Origin of the sequence: Amycolatopsis sp. EV170708-02-1 (assembly GCF_022479115.1) — a bacterium.
Lineage (GTDB): Bacteria > Actinomycetota > Actinomycetes > Mycobacteriales > Pseudonocardiaceae > Amycolatopsis.
In genome coordinates this window covers 8207433-8226026 of the sequence record NZ_CP092497.1, presented here as the reverse complement: position 1 = coordinate 8226026, position 18594 = coordinate 8207433, and the positions used below count along the sequence as shown (strand labels likewise).

Below are 18594 nucleotides of genomic sequence, written 5' to 3'. Positions count from 1 at the left end.
TGAAGGGGAGAACATGGGTGAAACGGCGGAATCGCTGAAAGAATCTCGGTCAAATCGAGGTTCGACTGAAAGCTCGCTGGACGTGATCGACCGGCGACTCCTCGAACTCCTCCAGGAGGAAGGCCGCATCACCCTGAGCGAACTCGGGCGACGTGTCTCCCTGAGCCCCGCCGCCGTCGGTGAACGCGTCAAACGCCTCGAAGCCGACGGCACGATCACCGGCTACGCCGCGCTCGTTTCGCCGTCCGGGGTCGGCCTCGGGCTGCGGGCGTTCGTGCGGATGGCACCGCACAGCGGGTTCACCGTCCGGCATCCGCGCACCCGGAAGATCATGGACCGCCCCGAAATCCTCGAACTGCACCATGTGGTGGGCGAGGACTGCTGGATCCTCAAGATCGCCGTGCGCGACACCGGTCACCTGGAAGAACTGCTGGAGGACTTGTCCGCGCTCGGCGCCACGACGACGTCGATCGTCATGTCCAGCCCGATCGAAAGGCGAGTGCTGCTGCCCTTGTGATCCGTCACAAGAAGCCGCAGGGAAGTCTGGTCGTTCTCCTGGATCCGGCCGTCGGTTTGTGACGCATGATGACTCGCATCCATACTGACGAGTAACCGGAGGCAGGGATGCGGGCTCGGATCCTCACCACGCTTGTCGCCGCCTTGACGTTCACGATCGCCGTCCCGGCGGTGGCGAACGCGGCGCCGTCGAGCGGTTGGAACGACTGGTCGTGCAAGCCGAGCGAGAGCCATCCCGAACCGGTCGTGCTGGTGCACGGCCTCGGCGGCAACGCGACGACCAACTGGTTCCATCACGCGCCGAAGCTCAAGGACGCCGGGTACTGCGTCTATTCGCTGACCTATGGCGCCACCGTCCTGGGCGGACAGTTGTTCGGCGGGCTCGCCTCCATGCGGAAGAGCGCCGTCGAACTCGGCGCGTTCGTCGACCGGGTGCGGACGAGCACCGGCGCGGACAAGGTCGACATCGTCGGGCATTCCGAGGGAACGACGATGCCCGCGTACTACCTCAAATACGAGGGAGGCGCGGAGAAGGTGAAGCATTTCGTCGGCTTCGGCTCGAACTTCAAGGGCACGTCGCTCAACGGCTTTTCCGGCCTGGCCAAGGCCGTGCTCTCCCTGCCCGGCATCGATCTGCTCGCCGACGGCGTCTGCGGGGCGTGCCGCGAATACCTGGCGCCGTCGGACTTCCTCGACGACCTCGCGCGCGGAGGCGTGACGGTGCCCGGGCCGACGTACACGAGCATCGTCAGCCGGTACGACCTCGTGGTCACGCCGTACATCAGCGGGGTGCTGGACGAGCCGGGCGCGACCGACATCGTGCTGCAGGACAAGTGTGGCTCCGACGTCTCCGGGCATCTGAGCCAGGCGATCGACCCGAACGTGACCGCTCTGATCCTCAAGGCGCTCGACCCGGAGAACGCGCCCGCGCCGAAATGCGTGCCGTTCTTCGCCCCGCTGTAGGGCTCAGGGCCTGGTCGCGTGCACCACGAACACCGACCGGACCCGATCCCCGCTCTCGACGTCGAGGCGTTTCACGGTCACCTCGGTGAAGCCGGCCTCGGCGGCCAGTTCCGCCGCGTCGTCCTCGGTTTCCGGCAGCTTCAGGTCGGCGGGGACGATCGCGGCGAACGCCTCCGACGGCCGGAACGCCGAGGCCAGCGGCAGGCTGAAACCGACCCGCCCGCCGGGGCGCAGCGCACGCAGCCAGTCGCGCAGGGCGGCCGCGCCGAGGAAATGCAGCGAAGACGCGCACAGCACGGCGTCCGCGCCCTCGTCCTCCACCGGAGACGGGACCGCGGAGGCGACCTGCCAGGTGATGCGCTTGCCGGGATCGTGGGTCGCCGCCTTCGCCTCGGCCTGGGCGATCATGCCCGGCGAGATGTCGATCGCGAGCACCTCGCCCGGCTCCAGCCGCAGCGCGGCGAACGCGGCCGCCCCGGTGCCGGTCGCGACGTCGAGAACACGTTCGGGTGCCGTGCGGCCGAGACCGTCGACGAGCGCGTCGGCCACGAGGCCATGGAAGGTGTCTTCGTCGTAGTGCGCGGCGATGCCGTCGAACAGGCCGGCCGCGATTTCCTCGCTCACGACCGCGACCGTATCCGGAAGACGGCGGCGCCCGGCGAAACCGAGATCGACGCGGTGATACCAGCTCAGCTCCTGGTCGCCTTCGAGCCAGCACAGCAGGACGTCGACGCCGTCGAGCTCGGCGGGGAAGTCGACCAGGAGCGGGGCGAACCCCTTCAGCTCCGCGCCCGTCCGCTGGACGGTGGTCATCAGATCGTCCAACCGGGCCTGCGCGGCCTTCCACTCCGGCATTCCGCCGAGCGAGGTCTCGCGGCCGCCAGGGCGCAGGGAAGCGGCGAGCTCGGCCGCGTCGGCGCGGAGACGGACGAGCTCATCGAGCACCGGGCGTAGCCGGGCGAGCTCGGCGCGGGCTTCGGGAACGGTGAACAGACCCATGCGCCGATGGTCCCAGCCTGCTCAGCGGCGCCTCCGGGCGAGTCTCGACGCGAGGCCCGCGCCGATCAGGAGGAACCCGGTCGCGAGCAGTCCGCCGATGAACAGCCAGCTCGTGACGCCGTAGGTGACATCGTTCTGCGGCAGCAGTTTCACCAGCCGGAAGCCCCACTCCGGGACGGCGATGGTGGCCACGCCGGGTGCGACGCCCCAGACGAGACCGCCGAGGATCGGGCCGGTCGCCGACAGCGCGCCGAGCAGCCCGACGGCCAGCAGGAGGATCCCGCCGCCCACGAGCAGGCCGATGCTGAAGACGTCACGCTGGGTGCTGAGCGTCGCCTGGACGAGCATCTGCTGCCGCAGCCCGCCCCAAGCCAGCAGACCGAGGGCGACCGGCGTCAGGATCAGGCCGCCCGCGCCGCTGAGGACGCGACGTACGCCTCGGCCGGCGCGCGGGTCTTCGGCGCCCAGGTCGTCGTCGAAAGGCTCGTACGGTTCGTACGACTCGACGTCCTCGTACGGCCTCCGGGGGTCTCGCGGGTTTTCGGGTTGCTCGTACTCGCCGTACTCCTGGTAGTCCTCGTCGTCGTACTCCGCGACGTACCGGTGCGATGACATGGGCGGGTCACCTCCCTTAACCGGACTACGGCCCTCGGCCCCCTTCGGTTCACTTCGATCTCCGCGGATCGCGTTTAGCCCGCTAAACGCGATTTGAGCGACGCCGCGAGAGGGTGCCGACCAGACCCGCCCCGATCAACAGGAAACCGCTCCCGACCAGCGCACCCATCACCAGCCAGGTCACCAGGCCGACGCCGAGCCCGCTGCCCCCGATGTCGTAGATGAAACTCATGACGTCGCGGGGACTCAGGAGGAACGCGAGGCCCGGCAGCACACCCCACAGCAGTCCGCCCACCACCGGCCCGAGCCCGGACAGCGCCCCGAGGAACGCGACGCCGAGCAGGAGCAGGCCGCCGACGACCAGCAGGATCAGGCCGAGCGGGTCTTCGGTGACGCTCAGGGACTGCGAGAAGCCCCGCTGCAGCCGCGAGCCGCCGTAGACCGTCACGCTCAACGCGACCGGCGTGAGCAGGACACCGCCGAGTCCGCTGATCACCCGGGGCACCGCCCGGCTGCTTTGCCTAGGCTGGAGGTAAGGCTCCGGTGTCGCCGGCCGCCCGTGCGGTGGCACGGCGTAGGGGTCGGTGGTCATGAGGTCCCGCCTTTCCGGTGGCCGACGTGCCGATTGTCGGGTTCGGTTCGATGATGACGCGGTCGCCGCCGTTCCCGTGACGGCCGGATGGCCGTCGTGCGAGGCGGGTGACGTCGGACACATCCGCCTCGTGGAGACTTGATACCGACCACTACTGGAACCATCCAGGACCGTTAAGCAGTACGCTTGTACCGCTACCGGAGAGACTGAAGAAGAACGCGAAGATCCGCGGAAGGAGCACCGCTGCTCATGGCCAAGATCAAGGTCCAGGGCACCGTCGTCGAGCTCGACGGTGATGAGATGACCCGCATCATTTGGCAGTTCATCAAGGACAGGCTGATCCACCCGTACCTGGACGTGAACCTGGAGTACTACGACCTGGGCATCGAGGAGCGGGACCGCACCGACGACCAGATCACCGTCGACTCCGCCAACGCGATCAAGAAGCACGGCGTCGGCGTCAAGTGCGCCACGATCACCCCGGACGAGGCGCGCGTCGAAGAGTTCGGCCTGAAGAAGATGTGGCTGTCGCCCAACGGGACGATCCGCAACATCCTCGGCGGCGTGATCTTCCGCGAGCCGATCGTCATCCAGAACATCCCGCGCCTGGTACCGGGCTGGACCAAGCCGATCATCATCGGCCGTCACGCGCACGGTGACCAGTACAAGGCGACCAACTTCAAGGTCCCCGGCCCGGGCACGCTGACCATGACCTACACCCCGGCCGACGGTTCCGAGCCGATGGAGTTCCAGGTCGCGCAGTACCCCGAGGGCGGCGGCGTCGCCATGGGCATGTTCAACTTCCGCAAGTCCATCGAGGACTTCGCGCGTGCCTCGCTGCAGTACGGCCTCGACCGCGAGTACCCGGTCTACATGTCGACCAAGAACACCATCCTGAAGGCCTACGACGGCATGTTCAAGGACGTGTTCGAGGAGATCTACCAGGCCGAGTTCAAGGCCGACTTCGACGCCAAGGGCATCACCTACGAGCACCGCCTGATCGACGACATGGTCGCCGCGGCGATGAAGTGGGAGGGCGGGTACGTCTGGGCCTGCAAGAACTACGACGGTGACGTGCAGTCCGACACGGTCGCGCAGGGCTTCGGCTCGCTGGGCCTGATGACCTCGGTGCTGCGCACCCCGGACGGCAAGACCGTCGAGGCCGAGGCCGCGCACGGCACGGTGACCCGGCACTACCGCCAGCACCAGCAGGGCAAGCCGACCTCGACCAACCCGATCGCGTCCATCTTCGCGTGGACCCGTGGCCTCGAGCACCGCGGCAAGCTGGACTCGAACCCGGAGCTGATCGGCTTCGCGAACAAGCTGGAGCAGGTCGTCATCGAGACCGTCGAGAGCGGCAAGATGACCAAGGACCTCGCGCTGCTGATCAGCAAGGACCAGGCGTTCCAGACCACCGAGGAGTTCCTCGCGACGCTGGACGCCAACCTGGCCAAGAAGATCGCCCAGGGCTGAGCCGCGTAAGCGCCTGAAGGCCCCCTTCCCTCGCGGAAGGGGGCCTTTTGCGCTGTGACGGTGGGTAGCGGGATTGGCGCCTCCGGGTGGTAGGCAATCCGGGATCTGGGCGACCGCCCCGGCTTCTGCCACTCTGGACCGGACAGAAAACGATTCCCTTGTTCGAGGAGTGACCATCATGGCCATCTCGAAACCGGTCTTGTTCATCGGCGGTGGACTGGCGCTGATCGTCGTCGTCGCCATCTCGGGGCAGGACAGGGAGTCGAGCGCGTCGAGCCCGACCGGTTGCCAGGTCGTGGTGACGGCGGACGTGCTCAACGCGCGCGACGCCCCCGGTGGGCAGAAGATCGTCGGCAAGTACGTCAAGGACGCGAAGATCGACGCGCAGCCGGTGGTCGAGAACGGCTTCCGCAAGATCGCCGAGGGCAAATGGGTTTCGGCCGAGTTCGCGCCCCCGGTCGAAGGCGCGAAATGTGGCCCGTGACCTGCGGTTTCGCGTTTAGCCCGCGAAACGCAAGTGGGCGTTGACCTGCGGGATCGCGTTTAGCCCGCTAAACGCAGGTGGGTGCCTTCCGCGGCCGCCAGCACCTCGCCGCTGAACTCCCGCTTTGCTTCGGCCACCGAGATCTCGCGGTCGGAGCCGGGCCAGAAGTGGGTGAGCAGCAGCCGCCGGGCGCCTCCGCGCTCGGCCCAGTACCCGGCCTCGCCCGCCGTCGACACCAGGCGTGGCGTCTCGTCGGGGGACGGCCCCTGGAGCGTGGCGTCGGCGATGAGCAGGTCGGCGTCGCGCGCCAGCTCCGCGAGCAGCGGGCTGGGCCCGCTGTCGCCGGTGTAGGCGACGGTCAGCCCGGGCGCGGCCAGCCGGATCCCGTGGTTCGGCACGTGGTGCGGCAGCAGGAACGTGGTCATCCGGAACGGCCCGACCTCGCGCGGCGGGCCGAGTTCGCACACGTCGAAGATCGTCGTCGGATGCGGGCGCGGTTCCATCGCTTCGAGCCGTCGCACCGTGCCCGGCGTGCAGTGCAGCGGGATCCGCGGCTCGTCCGGCAGCCCGTAGGCGCGGGCCCGGCCGAGCGCGCTCACATCGGCGCAATGGTCGGGATGCTCGTGCGTCACCACCACCGCGTCGACCCGGCCTTCCGGGCAGTGCTCGAACAGCCGTGACGCGGCGCCGTAGCCGAGGTCGAGCACCACCTTGAAACCCTCGTGAACCAGGAGGAAGCCGGCGCAGGCCCGGCCGGGTTCCGGCCAGGCGCCGCAGCTGCCCAGCACGGTCAGCTCGCTCATGCGCGCAGTCTCCCAGTGCCGTTTCTGTCGGACCCTCCGGGTAGCGTGCGAAGGGTGCTGACCGTCTCCACTGTGAATGTCAACGGCCTTCGTGCCGCCGCGAAAAAAGGCTTCGTCGAGTGGCTGGGCTCGACGAAGGCGGACGTCGTCGCCTGCCAGGAGGTGCGGGCAGAGCTCAAGGAGCTCCCAGCCGGTGCCGCCGCGCCCGAAGGCTGGCACGTGGTGCACGCGCCGTCGGTGCAGAAGGGGCGCAACGGCGTCATGCTCTTCAGCCGGGCGGAGCCGGAGGAGGTCCGCATCGGTTTCGGCGAGCCCGAATTCGAGGACAGCGGCCGCTACGCCGAGATCCACCTGCCGAACGTCGTGGTCGCGAGCCTGTACCTGCCCAGCGGCGACGTCGGGACACCGCGCCAGGACGAGAAGGAGCGCTTCATGGCGGCGTTCCTGCCTTATCTCGTCGACCTGCGCGCCAAGGCCGAGGCCGGTGGCCGTGAAGTCGTCGTTGTGGGCGACTGGAACATCGCCTACGACAGGATCGACCTGAAGAACTGGCGGGGGAACCAGAAGAGCTCGGGCTTCCTGCCGGAAGAGCGGGAGTGGCTCGGCCGCGTGTTCAGCGAGGCCGGCTACGTCGACGTGCAGCGCAAGCTCGATCCGGAAGGCCCCGGCCCGTACACGTGGTGGTCGTACCGCGGGAAGGCTTTCGACAACGACGCAGGCTGGCGTATCGACTGCCAGATCGCCACCCCCGGCTTGGCCGAGCGGTGCACCTCCGTCGTGGTCGAGCGCGCCGAGACCTACGACCAGCGCTGGTCCGACCACGCGCCGGTGACGGCGACGTACTCCGGATAATCTGCGCGCACGAGATCCGGGGGTGCGATGGAGACGAACGAAGCCAGGCGTATCGAGGCGACGAACGCCGAGCGCTACGCGATGTCCGGCCAGTACGGGTGGGAGTTCAGCCCGGACGCGCCGAACCTGCTGGAGCGCTGGACGGTCCTGCCGTTCAACCAGCGCGGCGACAAGCGGATGGCGTTCGGCGCGCTGAGCGGCGTGTACAACGGGCTTCGTTTCAGTGTCTTCGACTACCACCGCCGCCCGACGGTCACGAGCGTGCACACGCGGTGGACCAACAAGAAGGTCAACGAGCTCGACACGATCTCGATCGACACGGTCTGGGTCGTCACCCTGCCCGCGCCGATGCCGAACTTCCAGATCGTGTCGAGTATCGAGTCCGCCTGGGATGTCGATCAGTACCCGGAGCCCGCCACGGCGGACCGGAAGTTCAACCGCTGGTACAAGCTGATCGACACGGACCCGAACGTCGCGGTCGGTGTGCTGACGCCGCAGGTCGCCGCCACGATGCGGTCGTCGAAGCTGCACACGTGGTCGCTGGTGGGCGCGGAGCTGGTCTACGTCGAGAATCCGACCTTCGGCCGGACCAAGCCGGACGAGGTGCTCTCCACGCTCGGCAGGCTCGCGCAACTGGTGTCGCTCCTGCCGTTCCACCTCGGCGGCGGGCAGTCCGCCGCGCCACCGCCGCAGCCCCCGTACCCGCCGCAACCCCAATACCCGCAGCAGCCGTATCCGCCACAGCACCCCGGCTATCCGCCGCAATACCCGCAGCCGCAATACCCGCAGCCGCAATACCCGCAGCCACAGTACGGCGGGCAGCCGTATCCGCCGCAGCAGTACCCGCCCCAGGGATATCCGCCGCCGGGCTACCCGCCGCGCGGTTACTGACGGGACTTCGCGCTCTCCGTCCACACTGGACTTTCGACGAAGTGGTTGTCGAATTTTTCCTGACTTTCCAAGAGATCCTGGACGGTCGCCGCACCGTGCCCGACCTTCTCCAGTAGGCGGAAGTAGCCGAATCGTTCCACGCCGGGGACGAACACGATCAGGACGTCCGCCGGCGAGTCCACGGCCGCCCGGAACGCGTGCGTGGTCAGCGGCGGCACGACGAGCATGTCCCCTTCGGAAACGGTCACGATCTCTTCCCCCACAAGGACTTCCAGCTTTCCACCGAGCATGAAGAACATCTCGGACGAGCCGGTGTGATAGTGCGGCGCCGCGCCATCGGCGCCGACGCCCAGCTGTGTTCTCGCGCTGCTCATGACTCCGCCTGTGGTCGAGACGTCGGCGAGCAGTGTGACGAGCGTGGGGGCCGCGCCGACGGTCTCGGCTTCGGCGGCACGGACGAGGACGGGTTCACGGGTTTCGGTGCGCTGTGTCATGACCACGATAGTTCCATCGCTGATAGTTCGCTGTCAAACTATCTCCTGTCGAATAGACTGCGTTCGTGAGTGAACAACGAAGCGCGGACGCGATCGACGCCGTCGTCGACGCCTGGCACCGCGAGCGGCCGGAACTGGACCTGACCGCGATCGGGGTCGCCGGACGCCTCGGCCGCGTGACGATGCTGACCACGCCGATGGTCGAGGCCGTCTTCGCGAAACACGGCTTGAAGCAAGGGGAGTTCGACGTGCTCGCGGCGCTCAGGCGGTCAGGGAGGCCGTACACGCTGATCCCGTCCGAACTGTCCGCGACCCTGATGATGTCCAGGGCCGGGATGACCAGCCGGATCGACCGACTCGAGTCGGCAGGGCTGGTCGAGCGGGCGCTCGATCCCGAAGACCGGCGCAGCTTCCGCGTCACGCTGACCGACCGCGGATTCGAGGTCGTCGACGCCGCGATGACCGAGCACACGGCGAACGTCGCGAAGCTGCTCTCGCCGCTGGGCGAGGACCTCGGCGTCCTCGACGCTTCGCTGCGGCGGCTGCTGGCGTCCCTCGACGAAAACTGAAGGGGCCCTTCACCGCGTCACATGCGGCGAAGGGCCCCCTCAGTTCCCTGGGTGGATCAGCAGTACAGGTTGCCGCCGGGGGCGACGCCAAGGATGCCCGTGAACTGCTGGTACTTGTTCACGCGGCTCTGCACCTGGGCGGGGTTGCCGCCGTTGCACTCGATGCTCCCGTTGATGCTGCGGATCGTCTCGCCGAAGCCGCGGCTGTTGACCATCGCGTTGTGCGGGGTCATCGTGCCGGGACCGTTCTGGGTCATCCAGTACCAGATGCCGGTCTTCCAGGCGACCGCCGCGTCGTTCTGCACCAGCCACGGGTTGGTCAGCAGCGGCAGGCCCAGCGCGTCGCCGGCGGCCTTGTAGTTGAAGTTCCAGCTGAGCTGGATCGGGCCGCGGCCGTAGTACGCGGCGTTGCCGGCGGGGCAGCCGTAGGACTGGCTCGTGTCGCAGTAGTGCGGGTAGTTCGCCTCGTTCTGCTCGACGATGTGGACCAGGCCGCCGGTCTCGTGGCTGACGTTCGCCAGGAAGGCCGCCGCTTCCTGCTTCTTCACGGTGTCGCTGCCCGTGCCCGCGAAGGCCGGGTACGCGCTGAGGGCGGTGACCAGGCCGTTGTAGGTGTAGAACGGGTTCCGGCTCGGGAACATCTGGTTGAACTGCGCCTCGCTGACCACGAAGCCGGACGGGTTCGGCGGGTTGGTCGTCCCGCCGCCGCAGGCGCCCTGATCGGCCCAGACCTGTGCCGTACCGGGGGCTTCGTTCTGCGTCCACCACTTCGCGGACCAGTTGTGCCCGTTGTAGGAGGCGGTGTTGCCGCCCCAGTAGACCGAACTCGCGTTCCACGGCGCCACGCAGTCCGCGGCGGAGGCGGACTGCGTCGGGACGACCACGGCGACCGTCGTGGCGGCGAAGGTGGCGGCGATCGCCGCGAGAATACGTCGAAGAGACATCGGTGGCTCCTTCGTACGAGGGGACCATGCAGGGGAGATATTGGTCTATACCTTTTAAGGGGTATGGCCAACAGGTATAGACCATTGCGCACAAGAAACCAACCGGGGAAAGCCGGATCGTGCCTGTTCGGCCGCGTGTCACAACCGAATGGCCTAACGGCTGTCCGGTTTTGTCAGAAACGATCCCCCGCACGACAACTCTGAGGCGAGGGGTGCTCGAAACATCCCCCTGTGAGGGGCTAGTCTCGGGCCCCGAGTTGATCAGAACCCACAGGTCTTGACACGCTCGGTAGTTTTTTGACCAGCAACCTGGAAATGCTCACTCGTTCGGGTTAGCGTTCCGGTTCGGCAAAGTCACGTCACGGGAGGCACTCCGGTGCGGAACCCAGTTCATCTCCTGATGCGATCGTCGGTGCCCGCGGCCCGGGCCGCGGCGGTCATCGCGATCCCGGTCGCGCTGCTCGTCGCCGGCGCCGTGCCGGCGTCGGCCGCGGAGTCGGCGTCACGTTCGGAGATGGCGTTCGGCCTGCTGGGCCCGGTCGGCCTGATCGCCGTCGCGCTCGGCATCGTCGGCATGGCCTTCGGTGTGTTCCGTCAGCGCCGGAAGGCCCGCGCGGCCGCCGTCGCCCCCGCTCCGGCCGCCCCGGCGCAGCCCGCCGCCCCGCACGTCGCCGCGATGGCCGAGGCCGTGCTCGCGGACGACGCCCTCACCCCTCAGCAGCGGCCCTGACCTGCGCTTCCCCGGTTCAGATCGCGTTTAGCCCGCGAAAGGCGACGCGCGCCCGGGATCGCGATTAGGGGGCTAAACGCAGGTCGGTGCCCTGGGCCCGGCGCATCGCGTTTAGCCCGCTAAACGCAGGTCGGTGGATTTCTTGGGTAGGTACACCTAGTCCGGCCCGGATTGTTTAGCCGCGCGCTGATCGCCACGCTCGGGTCCATGACGGTGACGCGGCGTCGCAGCCGGCCCGGTGACCCCTTCCCCCGCGCCCTGGACCGGGCGATCACGGAAAGCGGCCTCGGCCTCGACCGGATCCGGCACCGGCTCGCCCAGCAGGGCGTCCGGATCAGTGTCGCGACCTTGAGCTACTGGCGGACAGGAAGAAGCCGCCCGAGCGGTGCGACTCCCTGAAGGCGGTCGCGCTGCTGGAGCGGCTCTTCGAACTACCGCACGGTTCCTTGCTGAACCGGCTTGGCCCGCGTCGCCCCCGGGGACGGTGGGGCGACGCGGGGCCGGATCAGACGCCGGAGTTGGTGCGGATCCAGCTGCGGAAGTAGGGGACGTCCACGTAGATCGACGGCCCGGTCGCGCAGGTGCTGCTGTTGTTCCCGGCGCGGCTGGTGGCGCCGACCAGCTGCCAGACACCGCTGACCTGCTTGACCTGCGGGCCGCCCGAGTCGCCGTAGCAGGCACCCGAGTTGCCGTTGGGGTTGTTGGTGCAGATCTCGCTGGCGGCCCTGATGCCGCTGCACCGGGTGTCGGCGACGATCGAGGTGTTCAGCTCCTGGAGGTTGATCGGGGCGCCACAACCACCGCGGACGGGGCAGGTCTGGCCCCAGCCGATGATCCGCGTCGCGGTGCCAACGGCCCCGGACGTGTCGGCGATCGTGACCGGCGCCTGCGACACCGCCGTCGAGAGACGCAGCAGCGCCAGGTCGGCGGTCGGGTGGGCGATGCGCTGGGCCACGCGGGCGACGGTACCGCCGCTGGTGCGGTTCGTGGTGCCGACGCGCACCTGGTACGGCGTGCCACAGTGCGCCGCGGTGACCACCCAGGTCGAGCTGATCAGTGAGCCACCACACTGGTGGCCACCGGAGCTCGACTGCTGGGACACCATGAACGAGTAGACCTGGGTCGCGTTGCCGCCGCCGACGATGTTCGGCTGGACGCCTCCGGTGGGCTCGGCGGCCGCCGCGACGCCGGAGAGCGAGAAGACGGCCGCAGCCGCCATGGCCAAGCCCATCAGCAGGGATCGTGCCTTCATCTGGGTTCTCCTTCGGTGTGGCCGGAAGATCCGGTGCCATGAACGCTAGGAATCGGGCACCGTGGCCAGAACCGTCGGAAGTATGTGGCGTTTAACCGTTTAGCCCGTTCGGCCGGGCCGACCTCGGATGACCCGCCGCGGCGTGGCCTGACAGAATCCGGACGTGTCCGACGAACAGAAGCGCCCGCGCGTGCTCTCCGGGATCCAGCCGACCGCCGACTCGTTCCACCTGGGCAACTACCTGGGTGCGCTGCGGCAATGGGTGCGGCTGCAGGACACCCACGACACCTTCTACATGGTCGTCGACCTGCACGCGATCACCGTCGAGCAGGACCCGAAGGTGCTGCGCGATCGCACGCGCCGCTCGGCCGCGCAGTTGCTCGCGCTCGGCGTCGACCCGGCCCGCAGCGCGCTGTTCGTCCAGAGCCACGTGCCCGAGCACGCCCAGCTGGGCTGGGTGCTGGAATGCCAGACCGGGTTCGGCGAAGCGGGCCGGATGACGCAGTTCAAGGACAAGGCCGCGAAGCAGGGCACGGATCGCGCCAGTGTCGGCCTGTTCACGTACCCGGTCCTGCAGGCCGCGGACATCCTGCTGTACCAGGCGAACGAGGTCCCCGTCGGCGAGGACCAGCGGCAGCACCTGGAGCTGACGCGCAACCTCGCGCAGCGGTTCAACAACCGCTACGGCAAGACGTTCACCGTGCCGGAGCCGCATATCGTCAAGGACACGGCGAAGATCTACGACCTGCAGGACCCGACCGCGAAGATGAGCAAGTCCTCGTCGACCGGCAACGGCCTCATCGAGCTGCTCGAAGACCCGAAGAAGTCGGCGAAGAAGGTGCGCTCGGCGGTCACCGACACCGGCCGCGAGATCGTCTTCGACGCCGAGAACAAGCCGGGCGTCTCGAACCTGCTGACGATCCTGTCCGCCCTGACCGACCAGCCGGTCTCCGAACTCGAGAACTCCTACGAGGGAAAGGGCTACGGCGACCTGAAGAAGGGCGTCGGGGAGGCCTTCGTCGAGTGGGTCACGCCGGTGCAGGAGCGCGTCCGCTCCTACCTGGACGACGTCGCCGAACTCGACAAGGCACTGGCGCTCGGCGCGGAACGGGCCAGGGAGGTCGCTTCGGTGACCTTGCGGAACGTCTACGAGAACATCGGGTTCCTTCCCCCGGCAGGTTGATTCGCGCTGCGCGGTCGCGGCCGCGTGGTTAGCGTTTCAAGGTGGCGAAAGATGACGGCGCGAAGCCGGAAGAGGACAAGCTGTTACCGCGTCTGAGGCGGAAGTACGGCTGGCTCGATCACCTCATCCGGGCGAACGACGCCTTCACTGAGCGCTACGGCAACCACTACGCCGCGGCCATCACCTACTTCAGCGTGCTTTCGGTGATCCCGATCTTGATGGTCGCCTTCGCGATCATCGGGATCGTGCTCAGGGGCGACACCTCGGTGACGAACCAACTCGTCGACGGCATCACGAAGTCCGTACCGGATGGGCTTCGGGGTCTCGTCGGCGAGATCATCGGTGCGGCGCTGAAGTCCGGCGGCGGGATCGGGGTGTTCGGTCTGCTGCTCGCCCTGTATTCGGGCGTCGGCTGGATGTCGAACCTGCGTGACGCGCTGACCGCCCAGTGGGGGCAGGAAAAGCAGAAGCTTCCGCTGGTTTCGACCACCATCAAGGACCTGCTGTCGCTTGTCGGGCTCGGTCTCGCGCTGGTGGTCTCGTTCGGTCTCACCGCGGCGGGCAGCGGTGTCGGGCGGTTCCTGCTCGAACTGGTCGGCCTCGAGAACCAGGGCTGGGCCGTGTTCCTGTTGAAGGTCGCGACGATCCTGCTCGGCCTGCTCGCGAACACCCTGGTGTTCCTGTGGGTCATCGCGAGGCTGCCCCGAGAACATGTCGCGCTGCGCAGCGCGGTCAAGGGCGCGATCTTCGCCGCGGTCGGGTTCATCGTGCTCCAGCAGGCCGCGACCCTTTACCTCGGCAGCGTCACGAAATCACCGGCGTTCACATTGTTCGGCCCGGTGATCGGTCTGCTCGTGTTCGCGAACCTCGTTTCGCGCTTCTTGCTGTTCGTCACCGCCTGGACGGCGACGGCGAAGGAGAACCAGCAGACGGTCGTCGAGCCGCCTGCCCCGGTGCTGATCCACCCGAGGGTGACCGTTCAGCAGGGACCGGGCCTCGGCGCCGTCGGCGGGGCTTTCGCGACCGGCGCGCTGCTGGGCTGGTTCGGCCGCCGCAAATCCTGACGTTATTCGCCGGCCATGGCCTTCTTGCGCTGGTGGCCGATGACGAACGACGCCACGATGATCAGGAAGACCACCAACGTGATGATCCAGCCCGTCACGCCGAACGGGTCTTCGGCCGCGGCGGCGGCGCCGCTGTTCGAGGCTCCGTCGGCGTTCGGCGCGGCGTTGGCCGGGTCCGCGTTCACGGTTTCCGGCGACCGGTATTCGATGCGTCCCACCGATTCGGCCTTGGCCTCGCGCAGCGCGATGCCGTAGTCGAGGAGCTTCGCCGCCTGCTCGACGACCCGCGTCGGGCGCTGCTCGGCGCGAAGCATCACGACGCCGACCCGGTGACCGTTCTGGAGCGCGCTGCCCGCGTAGGTGTGGCGCGCGTCGTCGGTGAAACCGGTCTTCCCGCCGGTGAACCCGGGGTAGCTGCCGAGGAGTTTGTTGTCGTTGTAGATCGTGATGACCGGTTTCCCCGCGGTGGGCGGGATTTCGAAGCTCTTGGTCTTGACCACCTTGGCGAATTCGGGCTTCTTCATCGCGTAGTGGAAGATCAGGCTCATGTCGTAGGCCGAGGTCGACATACCGGGGCCGTCGAGCCCGGACGGGGTCGCGGCCCGGGTGTCCGTGGCGCCGATGCGCGTGGCCAGCGCGTTCATCTTCGCCAGCGTCCCGTCCACCCCGCCGAGCACGGTGGAGAGCGCGTGCGCCGCGTCGTTGCCCGAATGCATCAGCAGGCCGTGCAGCAGCTGGTCCACTGTGTACTGACCGCCCGCGGCGATGCCCATGCAGGTGCACTCCTGCTCGGCGTCCTCCTTGGTCGGCACGACGACCTTGTTCGGCGGGAGTTCGGTGACCACGACCAGCCCGAGCAGGACCTTGATCAGCGACGCCGGCCGCTGCCGGGCGTGCGGGTCCTTCGCCGCGATGATGTCGCCGTTGTCGAGGTCCTGCAGCACCCAGGCCGCGGCGGTGCTCCCCTCGGGCGGGTTCAGCGCGCGCTTCGGGAGCACGAGCCCGCATTCGGCCATCCGGTCGCCGCCCACCGGAACCGGCGGGACCGGCAACGGCGCCGGCGCGGCCTCACCGGGGCGAGGCTTCTCGGAGGTGTCGATGGGCGGGGGAGGCGTCACCTTGTTCGCGCACGGCTGCGCCTGGGCTGGTGGCTTCGGGGCGGCTGTGGCCACCGGCGTCACCGCGAGGGCGAGCACACCGGAAACGAGGACCAGGAGCGACCGGGAGATAGCGCTGTGCACCCGAGCAATGTAGCGTCGCCGGGCCCGCTGCATACTCAGGGGCATGCGCATTTCGCGAGGTACTTCGATGTTCCTGCTGGGTTTCGGCGTGTGGTCGTGGATCATCTGGATCACGTTCGCCAAGAATCTCTGGGACAGTGACCGCGCCTGGGCCGCGGACGGCTCGCCCACCGCCTACTTCATCGTGCACGCGGTGCTGACGGTGGTCTCGTTCGTGCTCGGCACCATCATCGGCGTCATCGGTCTGCGCACGCTTCGTGGCGCCAAGTCACGGGACGAGGAAAAGGCTGACGCCTGATCGGGTTTTGTCGTCCTTTTGACGGTGTTGGGCAGGCTCCGGCTCGCTTACGTTCACTCCACCGAATCATGGAGGTGGAATGTCCCGGATCAGACGCCTGCTCGTCCCCGCGCTCGTCGCGGCGGCGGCGGGAAGCGTGTTCGCGGCCCCGTCGGCGAGCGCGGCGCCCGCGCCGCAGTGCGACACCGCGAGCGCGCCGTTCAACTACGTGGTGCTCTACAACCCGCGTACCCCGGAACGCAAGGTCGACAGCGAGCTGCGCGCGAAGTGCGGCGAGAAGGTCGCGTACTACCCGGAGATCGGGGTCGCGGTGGCGACCTCGCGCAACGCCGACTTCCAGGCGAAGATCGGTGTCTTCCGCGCCTACTCGGGCGGTCGTGACGTCGCGTTCCCGCCGGTGTCGACCACCCGCTCGACCCGCTCCGCCGTGGTCGACACCAAGGAGAACGAAGAGACCACCAGCGTCGCGGTCGAAGAGGACCTGTCGGCCCAGCAGTGGGACATGCGGGCGATCCAGGCTCCCGAGGCGAACAAGATCTCCGGTGGCAGCCGCTCGGTGACCGTCGGCGTGCTGGACTCGGGCATCGAGCCCACCCACCCGGCGCTGAAGGCGGCCCTCGACCCGTCGGTGTCCGCCGGCTGCAACAGCGGCGCGCCCGACACCACCCCCGCCGCCTGGGCGCCCACGAACTCCGACCACGGCACGCACGTCGCCGGCACGATCGCGGGCAAGGACGCGGCGCGCGGCTTCACGGGTGTCGCGCCCGGCGTCAAGCTGGCGTCGGTGAAGGTCGTGAACGACGACGGCCTGATCCTCCCCGAGGCCGCGGTGTGCGGGTTCATGTGGGCGGCGAAGCACCGCTTCCCGGTCACGAACAACAGCTACTACATCGACCCGGGCATGTTCTACTGCTCGAAGGAGCCGGGCGACGCGGCCGCGTACGAGGCCGTCCGCCGCGCGGTGACCTACTCGACCGGCCGTGGCGTGCTGAACGTCGCCGCCGCCGGCAACAGCGGTTTCGACCCGGACGAGCAGACCACCGACCCGAACCGCCCGCACCCGGTCGACGAGAGCTGCGGCATCCTGCCCAAGGCGATCGACGGCGTCGTCAACGTCTCGGCCATCGGCTACGCGGGCACGAAGTCGTCGTACAGCAACTACGGTGACGACGTTTCGGTCACCGCCCCCGGCGGCGACCGCGCCCAGCTGCCGCCCGTCGGCCAGGGCGTCGGTTGCCCGCTGTCGACGATCTTCAACGGCGGCTACGGTGCCAAGTGCGGCACCTCGATGGCGTCTCCGCACGCCGCCGGTGTCGCCGCACTGCTGGCGTCCCGCTACCGCCACGCTCCGCCCGCGGCGCTGAGGTGGCTGCTGGAGCACCAGGCGGACGCGGTTCCCTGCGGGACCGCGGCGCCGGTCTGCGAAGGCCCGGCGAAGGACAACTCGTACTACGGTCACGGCCGCGTCAACGCCCTGGACGCGGTGAAGTAATTTCACACAGAAGTGATGGACCACGAGAAGCGCCGCTCAAGAGTTCAGGTGTATCGTGGGCGCCCCAGATGAATACACTCGAATGGAATTCACAATGAGCGGCGGTTCCGAAACGGGCGGTAACTGACCACCCGAGGTCTTCGGCAGAGGCCGGGAAGCTGATGCTTCCCGGCCTCTGCTCATCCGTTGCGGGTGTAGTCCGCGATGAAGCCCATCTGTTGATTCATCTCCGGGTGGGTCGCGGAAAACTCCACGATCACGTCCCGGCCCTGAGTCTCTTTCTTGAAATTCCGTGCGCCTTGGTTTCGCACGGTGAAAAGTGACGGATTCCGGATGTTCCGGAACACGACTCGATGAGTGAAGCTGCTGACTTCCTTGTCGAAGACCACGTCGAAGGCCTCCGGTGCCGCACCGCTCATGAGGTCGGCGGAGTATTTCGGCCAGACCCACTCGACGGTGACCAGATCGCCGTCCTGGACAAAAGTTCCGAGGTGGACATAGACATCCAGGCGAGGCTTCCCGTTCCGGGCGGTCTTCCAGGTCGACGTCGCGTTGGCGCGCGTACGTTCCGCCGAGTTTTCGGCTCCCGCGTGAAACGCTTTGCAGACGACCCTGCGCCTGGCCCTGTCGGTGAGCGGGCCGGCTCCGTAATACACCAGATTGATCGAGACATACCGGGGCTTTCCATTGGCCGCGGCGTCGAGGATCAACGTGCGCCGGCAGTATGCGTCCCCGTTGTCTTCGATGATCACGTCCTGTCGCCACTCCTTGACGACGATCGGTGATTCCGTGTGCATGGCGTCCGCGTAACCGTGCAGGATGTTCTCCGCGTTGGTCAGTTTGGTCCGCTGTTTCTGGCCTCCGGCGAACGAGACCAACGCGGCGATGACGAACAGGAAGGCCGCCGCTGTCGCGAACGTTGTCCGCAGCCAGGCGATGCCGAGCACTTGTCCGAGTAGCCCCGCCGTTCCCAACATGGCCACCGCGCTGCCGAAAACGCGGATATACCCGTAGCGATAGACCAGTTCTTCGATCTCCGCGATCAAGGGCAGCAGTCGTTGGGACAGAATCTTGCGCAGCTCCGAACCAGCACCCATCGCCTCGCCGCCCCTCGGTCACCCGGCTTGGTGACTCTCCAG

General features: G+C 67.9%; 22 protein-coding genes. 13 read left to right on the top strand and 9 right to left on the bottom strand.

Features of this window, described 5'->3' with window-relative positions; translation table 11 throughout:
* Positions 1 to 82 precede the first annotated feature (82 nt).
* Both MJQ72_RS37365 and MJQ72_RS37360 read left to right on the top strand, forming a co-directional pair.
* Positions 83 to 517 (top strand): Lrp/AsnC family transcriptional regulator, encoded by a 435-nt coding sequence (locus MJQ72_RS37365; RefSeq protein WP_240595716.1) that lies wholly within the window; start codon positions 83 to 85, stop codon positions 515 to 517.
* A gap of 107 nt (positions 518 to 624) precedes the next feature.
* Positions 625 to 1479, top strand: a complete 855-nt coding sequence (locus MJQ72_RS37360) for an alpha/beta fold hydrolase (protein ID WP_240595715.1) — start codon at positions 625 to 627, stop codon at positions 1477 to 1479.
* A 3-nt stretch (positions 1480 to 1482) separates the two neighbouring features.
* Here the strand turns inward: MJQ72_RS37360 and MJQ72_RS37355 are convergent, their stop codons facing one another.
* The 3 genes from MJQ72_RS37355 to MJQ72_RS37345 form a co-directional block, all read right to left on the bottom strand.
* Positions 1483 to 2478: a DUF2203 family protein gene (locus MJQ72_RS37355; RefSeq protein WP_240595714.1), complete on the bottom strand. Its 996-nt coding sequence runs from the start codon at positions 2476 to 2478 to the stop codon at positions 1483 to 1485.
* 21 nt (positions 2479 to 2499) lie between these two features.
* Positions 2500 to 3093 carry a hypothetical protein gene (locus tag MJQ72_RS37350; protein ID WP_073847406.1) on the bottom strand — a complete coding sequence of 198 codons (594 nt, stop codon included), beginning with the start codon at positions 3091 to 3093 and terminating at the stop codon, positions 2500 to 2502.
* A gap of 82 nt (positions 3094 to 3175) precedes the next feature.
* Complete coding sequence (locus MJQ72_RS37345) at positions 3176 to 3685, bottom strand: hypothetical protein (RefSeq protein ID WP_240595713.1); 510 nt, start codon at positions 3683 to 3685, stop codon at positions 3176 to 3178.
* A 249-nt stretch (positions 3686 to 3934) separates the two neighbouring features.
* On the opposite strand from MJQ72_RS37345, the gene MJQ72_RS37340 reads away from it, so the two are divergent.
* Both MJQ72_RS37340 and MJQ72_RS37335 read left to right on the top strand, forming a co-directional pair.
* Entirely contained in the window at positions 3935 to 5158 is a 1224-nt protein-coding gene (locus MJQ72_RS37340) for an NADP-dependent isocitrate dehydrogenase (RefSeq protein WP_016331238.1), read from the top strand.
* 178 nt (positions 5159 to 5336) lie between these two features.
* Positions 5337 to 5642 (top strand): hypothetical protein, encoded by a 306-nt coding sequence (locus tag MJQ72_RS37335; protein WP_081809767.1) that lies wholly within the window; start codon positions 5337 to 5339, stop codon positions 5640 to 5642.
* A 59-nt stretch (positions 5643 to 5701) separates the two neighbouring features.
* Here the strand turns inward: MJQ72_RS37335 and MJQ72_RS37330 are convergent, their stop codons facing one another.
* Positions 5702 to 6445, bottom strand: coding sequence for an MBL fold metallo-hydrolase (locus tag MJQ72_RS37330; protein ID WP_240595712.1), 744 nt, complete (start codon positions 6443 to 6445; stop codon positions 5702 to 5704).
* A 45-nt stretch (positions 6446 to 6490) separates the two neighbouring features.
* Between MJQ72_RS37330 and MJQ72_RS37325 the strand changes: the two genes are divergently transcribed.
* On the top strand, positions 6491 to 7297 hold the full coding sequence (locus tag MJQ72_RS37325; protein WP_240595711.1) for an exodeoxyribonuclease III: 807 nt from the start codon (positions 6491 to 6493) through the stop codon (positions 7295 to 7297).
* 27 nt (positions 7298 to 7324) lie between these two features.
* Positions 7325 to 8188 (top strand): hypothetical protein, encoded by an 864-nt coding sequence (locus MJQ72_RS37320; RefSeq protein ID WP_240595710.1) that lies wholly within the window; start codon positions 7325 to 7327, stop codon positions 8186 to 8188.
* On the opposite strand, the gene MJQ72_RS37315 is transcribed toward MJQ72_RS37320, so the two are convergent.
* Positions 8182 to 8682, bottom strand: coding sequence for a cupin domain-containing protein (locus MJQ72_RS37315; RefSeq protein ID WP_240595709.1), 501 nt, complete (start codon positions 8680 to 8682; stop codon positions 8182 to 8184). The genes MJQ72_RS37320 and MJQ72_RS37315 overlap by 7 nt on opposite strands.
* Positions 8683 to 8747: 65 nt before the next feature.
* Here MJQ72_RS37315 and MJQ72_RS37310 point away from each other — a divergent pair, with 65 nt between their 5' ends.
* Positions 8748 to 9251 carry a MarR family winged helix-turn-helix transcriptional regulator gene (locus MJQ72_RS37310; RefSeq protein WP_240595708.1) on the top strand — a complete coding sequence of 168 codons (504 nt, stop codon included), beginning with the start codon at positions 8748 to 8750 and terminating at the stop codon, positions 9249 to 9251.
* A 56-nt stretch (positions 9252 to 9307) separates the two neighbouring features.
* Here the strand turns inward: MJQ72_RS37310 and MJQ72_RS37305 are convergent, their stop codons facing one another.
* Positions 9308 to 10195, bottom strand: coding sequence for a glycoside hydrolase family 19 protein (locus tag MJQ72_RS37305; RefSeq protein ID WP_240595707.1), 888 nt, complete (start codon positions 10193 to 10195; stop codon positions 9308 to 9310).
* Between the two features lie 400 nt (positions 10196 to 10595).
* Between MJQ72_RS37305 and MJQ72_RS37300 the strand changes: the two genes are divergently transcribed.
* Positions 10596 to 10925, top strand: coding sequence for a hypothetical protein (locus MJQ72_RS37300; RefSeq protein WP_240601521.1), 330 nt, complete (start codon positions 10596 to 10598; stop codon positions 10923 to 10925).
* Between the two features lie 207 nt (positions 10926 to 11132).
* Positions 11133 to 11324, top strand: a complete 192-nt coding sequence (locus MJQ72_RS37295; protein ID WP_240595706.1) for a hypothetical protein — start codon at positions 11133 to 11135, stop codon at positions 11322 to 11324.
* Between the two features lie 106 nt (positions 11325 to 11430).
* Here MJQ72_RS37295 and MJQ72_RS37290 read toward each other — a convergent pair whose 3' ends face one another.
* Entirely contained in the window at positions 11431 to 12177 is a 747-nt protein-coding gene (locus tag MJQ72_RS37290) for a trypsin-like serine protease (protein ID WP_240595705.1), read from the bottom strand.
* Positions 12178 to 12340: 163 nt separating this feature from the next.
* Between MJQ72_RS37290 and trpS the strand changes: the two genes are divergently transcribed.
* Both trpS and MJQ72_RS37280 read left to right on the top strand, forming a co-directional pair.
* Positions 12341 to 13360, top strand: a complete 1020-nt coding sequence (trpS, locus tag MJQ72_RS37285; RefSeq protein ID WP_240595704.1) for a tryptophan--tRNA ligase — start codon at positions 12341 to 12343, stop codon at positions 13358 to 13360.
* Between the two features lie 41 nt (positions 13361 to 13401).
* Positions 13402 to 14424, top strand: coding sequence for a YhjD/YihY/BrkB family envelope integrity protein (locus MJQ72_RS37280; RefSeq protein WP_240595703.1), 1023 nt, complete (start codon positions 13402 to 13404; stop codon positions 14422 to 14424).
* 2 nt (positions 14425 to 14426) lie between these two features.
* Here MJQ72_RS37280 and MJQ72_RS37275 read toward each other — a convergent pair whose 3' ends face one another.
* A complete protein-coding gene (locus MJQ72_RS37275; protein ID WP_240595702.1) occupies positions 14427 to 15665 on the bottom strand; it encodes a D-alanyl-D-alanine carboxypeptidase family protein in 1239 nt (412 codons plus the stop codon).
* A 43-nt stretch (positions 15666 to 15708) separates the two neighbouring features.
* Here MJQ72_RS37275 and MJQ72_RS37270 point away from each other — a divergent pair, with 43 nt between their 5' ends.
* Both MJQ72_RS37270 and MJQ72_RS37265 read left to right on the top strand, forming a co-directional pair.
* Positions 15709 to 15963 carry an SCO4848 family membrane protein gene (locus MJQ72_RS37270; RefSeq protein ID WP_240595701.1) on the top strand — a complete coding sequence of 85 codons (255 nt, stop codon included), beginning with the start codon at positions 15709 to 15711 and terminating at the stop codon, positions 15961 to 15963.
* 79 nt (positions 15964 to 16042) lie between these two features.
* Entirely contained in the window at positions 16043 to 17455 is a 1413-nt protein-coding gene (locus tag MJQ72_RS37265) for a S8 family serine peptidase (RefSeq protein WP_240595700.1), read from the top strand.
* A gap of 179 nt (positions 17456 to 17634) precedes the next feature.
* Here MJQ72_RS37265 and MJQ72_RS37260 read toward each other — a convergent pair whose 3' ends face one another.
* A complete protein-coding gene (locus MJQ72_RS37260; RefSeq protein WP_240595699.1) occupies positions 17635 to 18552 on the bottom strand; it encodes a hypothetical protein in 918 nt (305 codons plus the stop codon).
* Between the last annotated feature and the right edge of the window lie 42 nt (positions 18553 to 18594).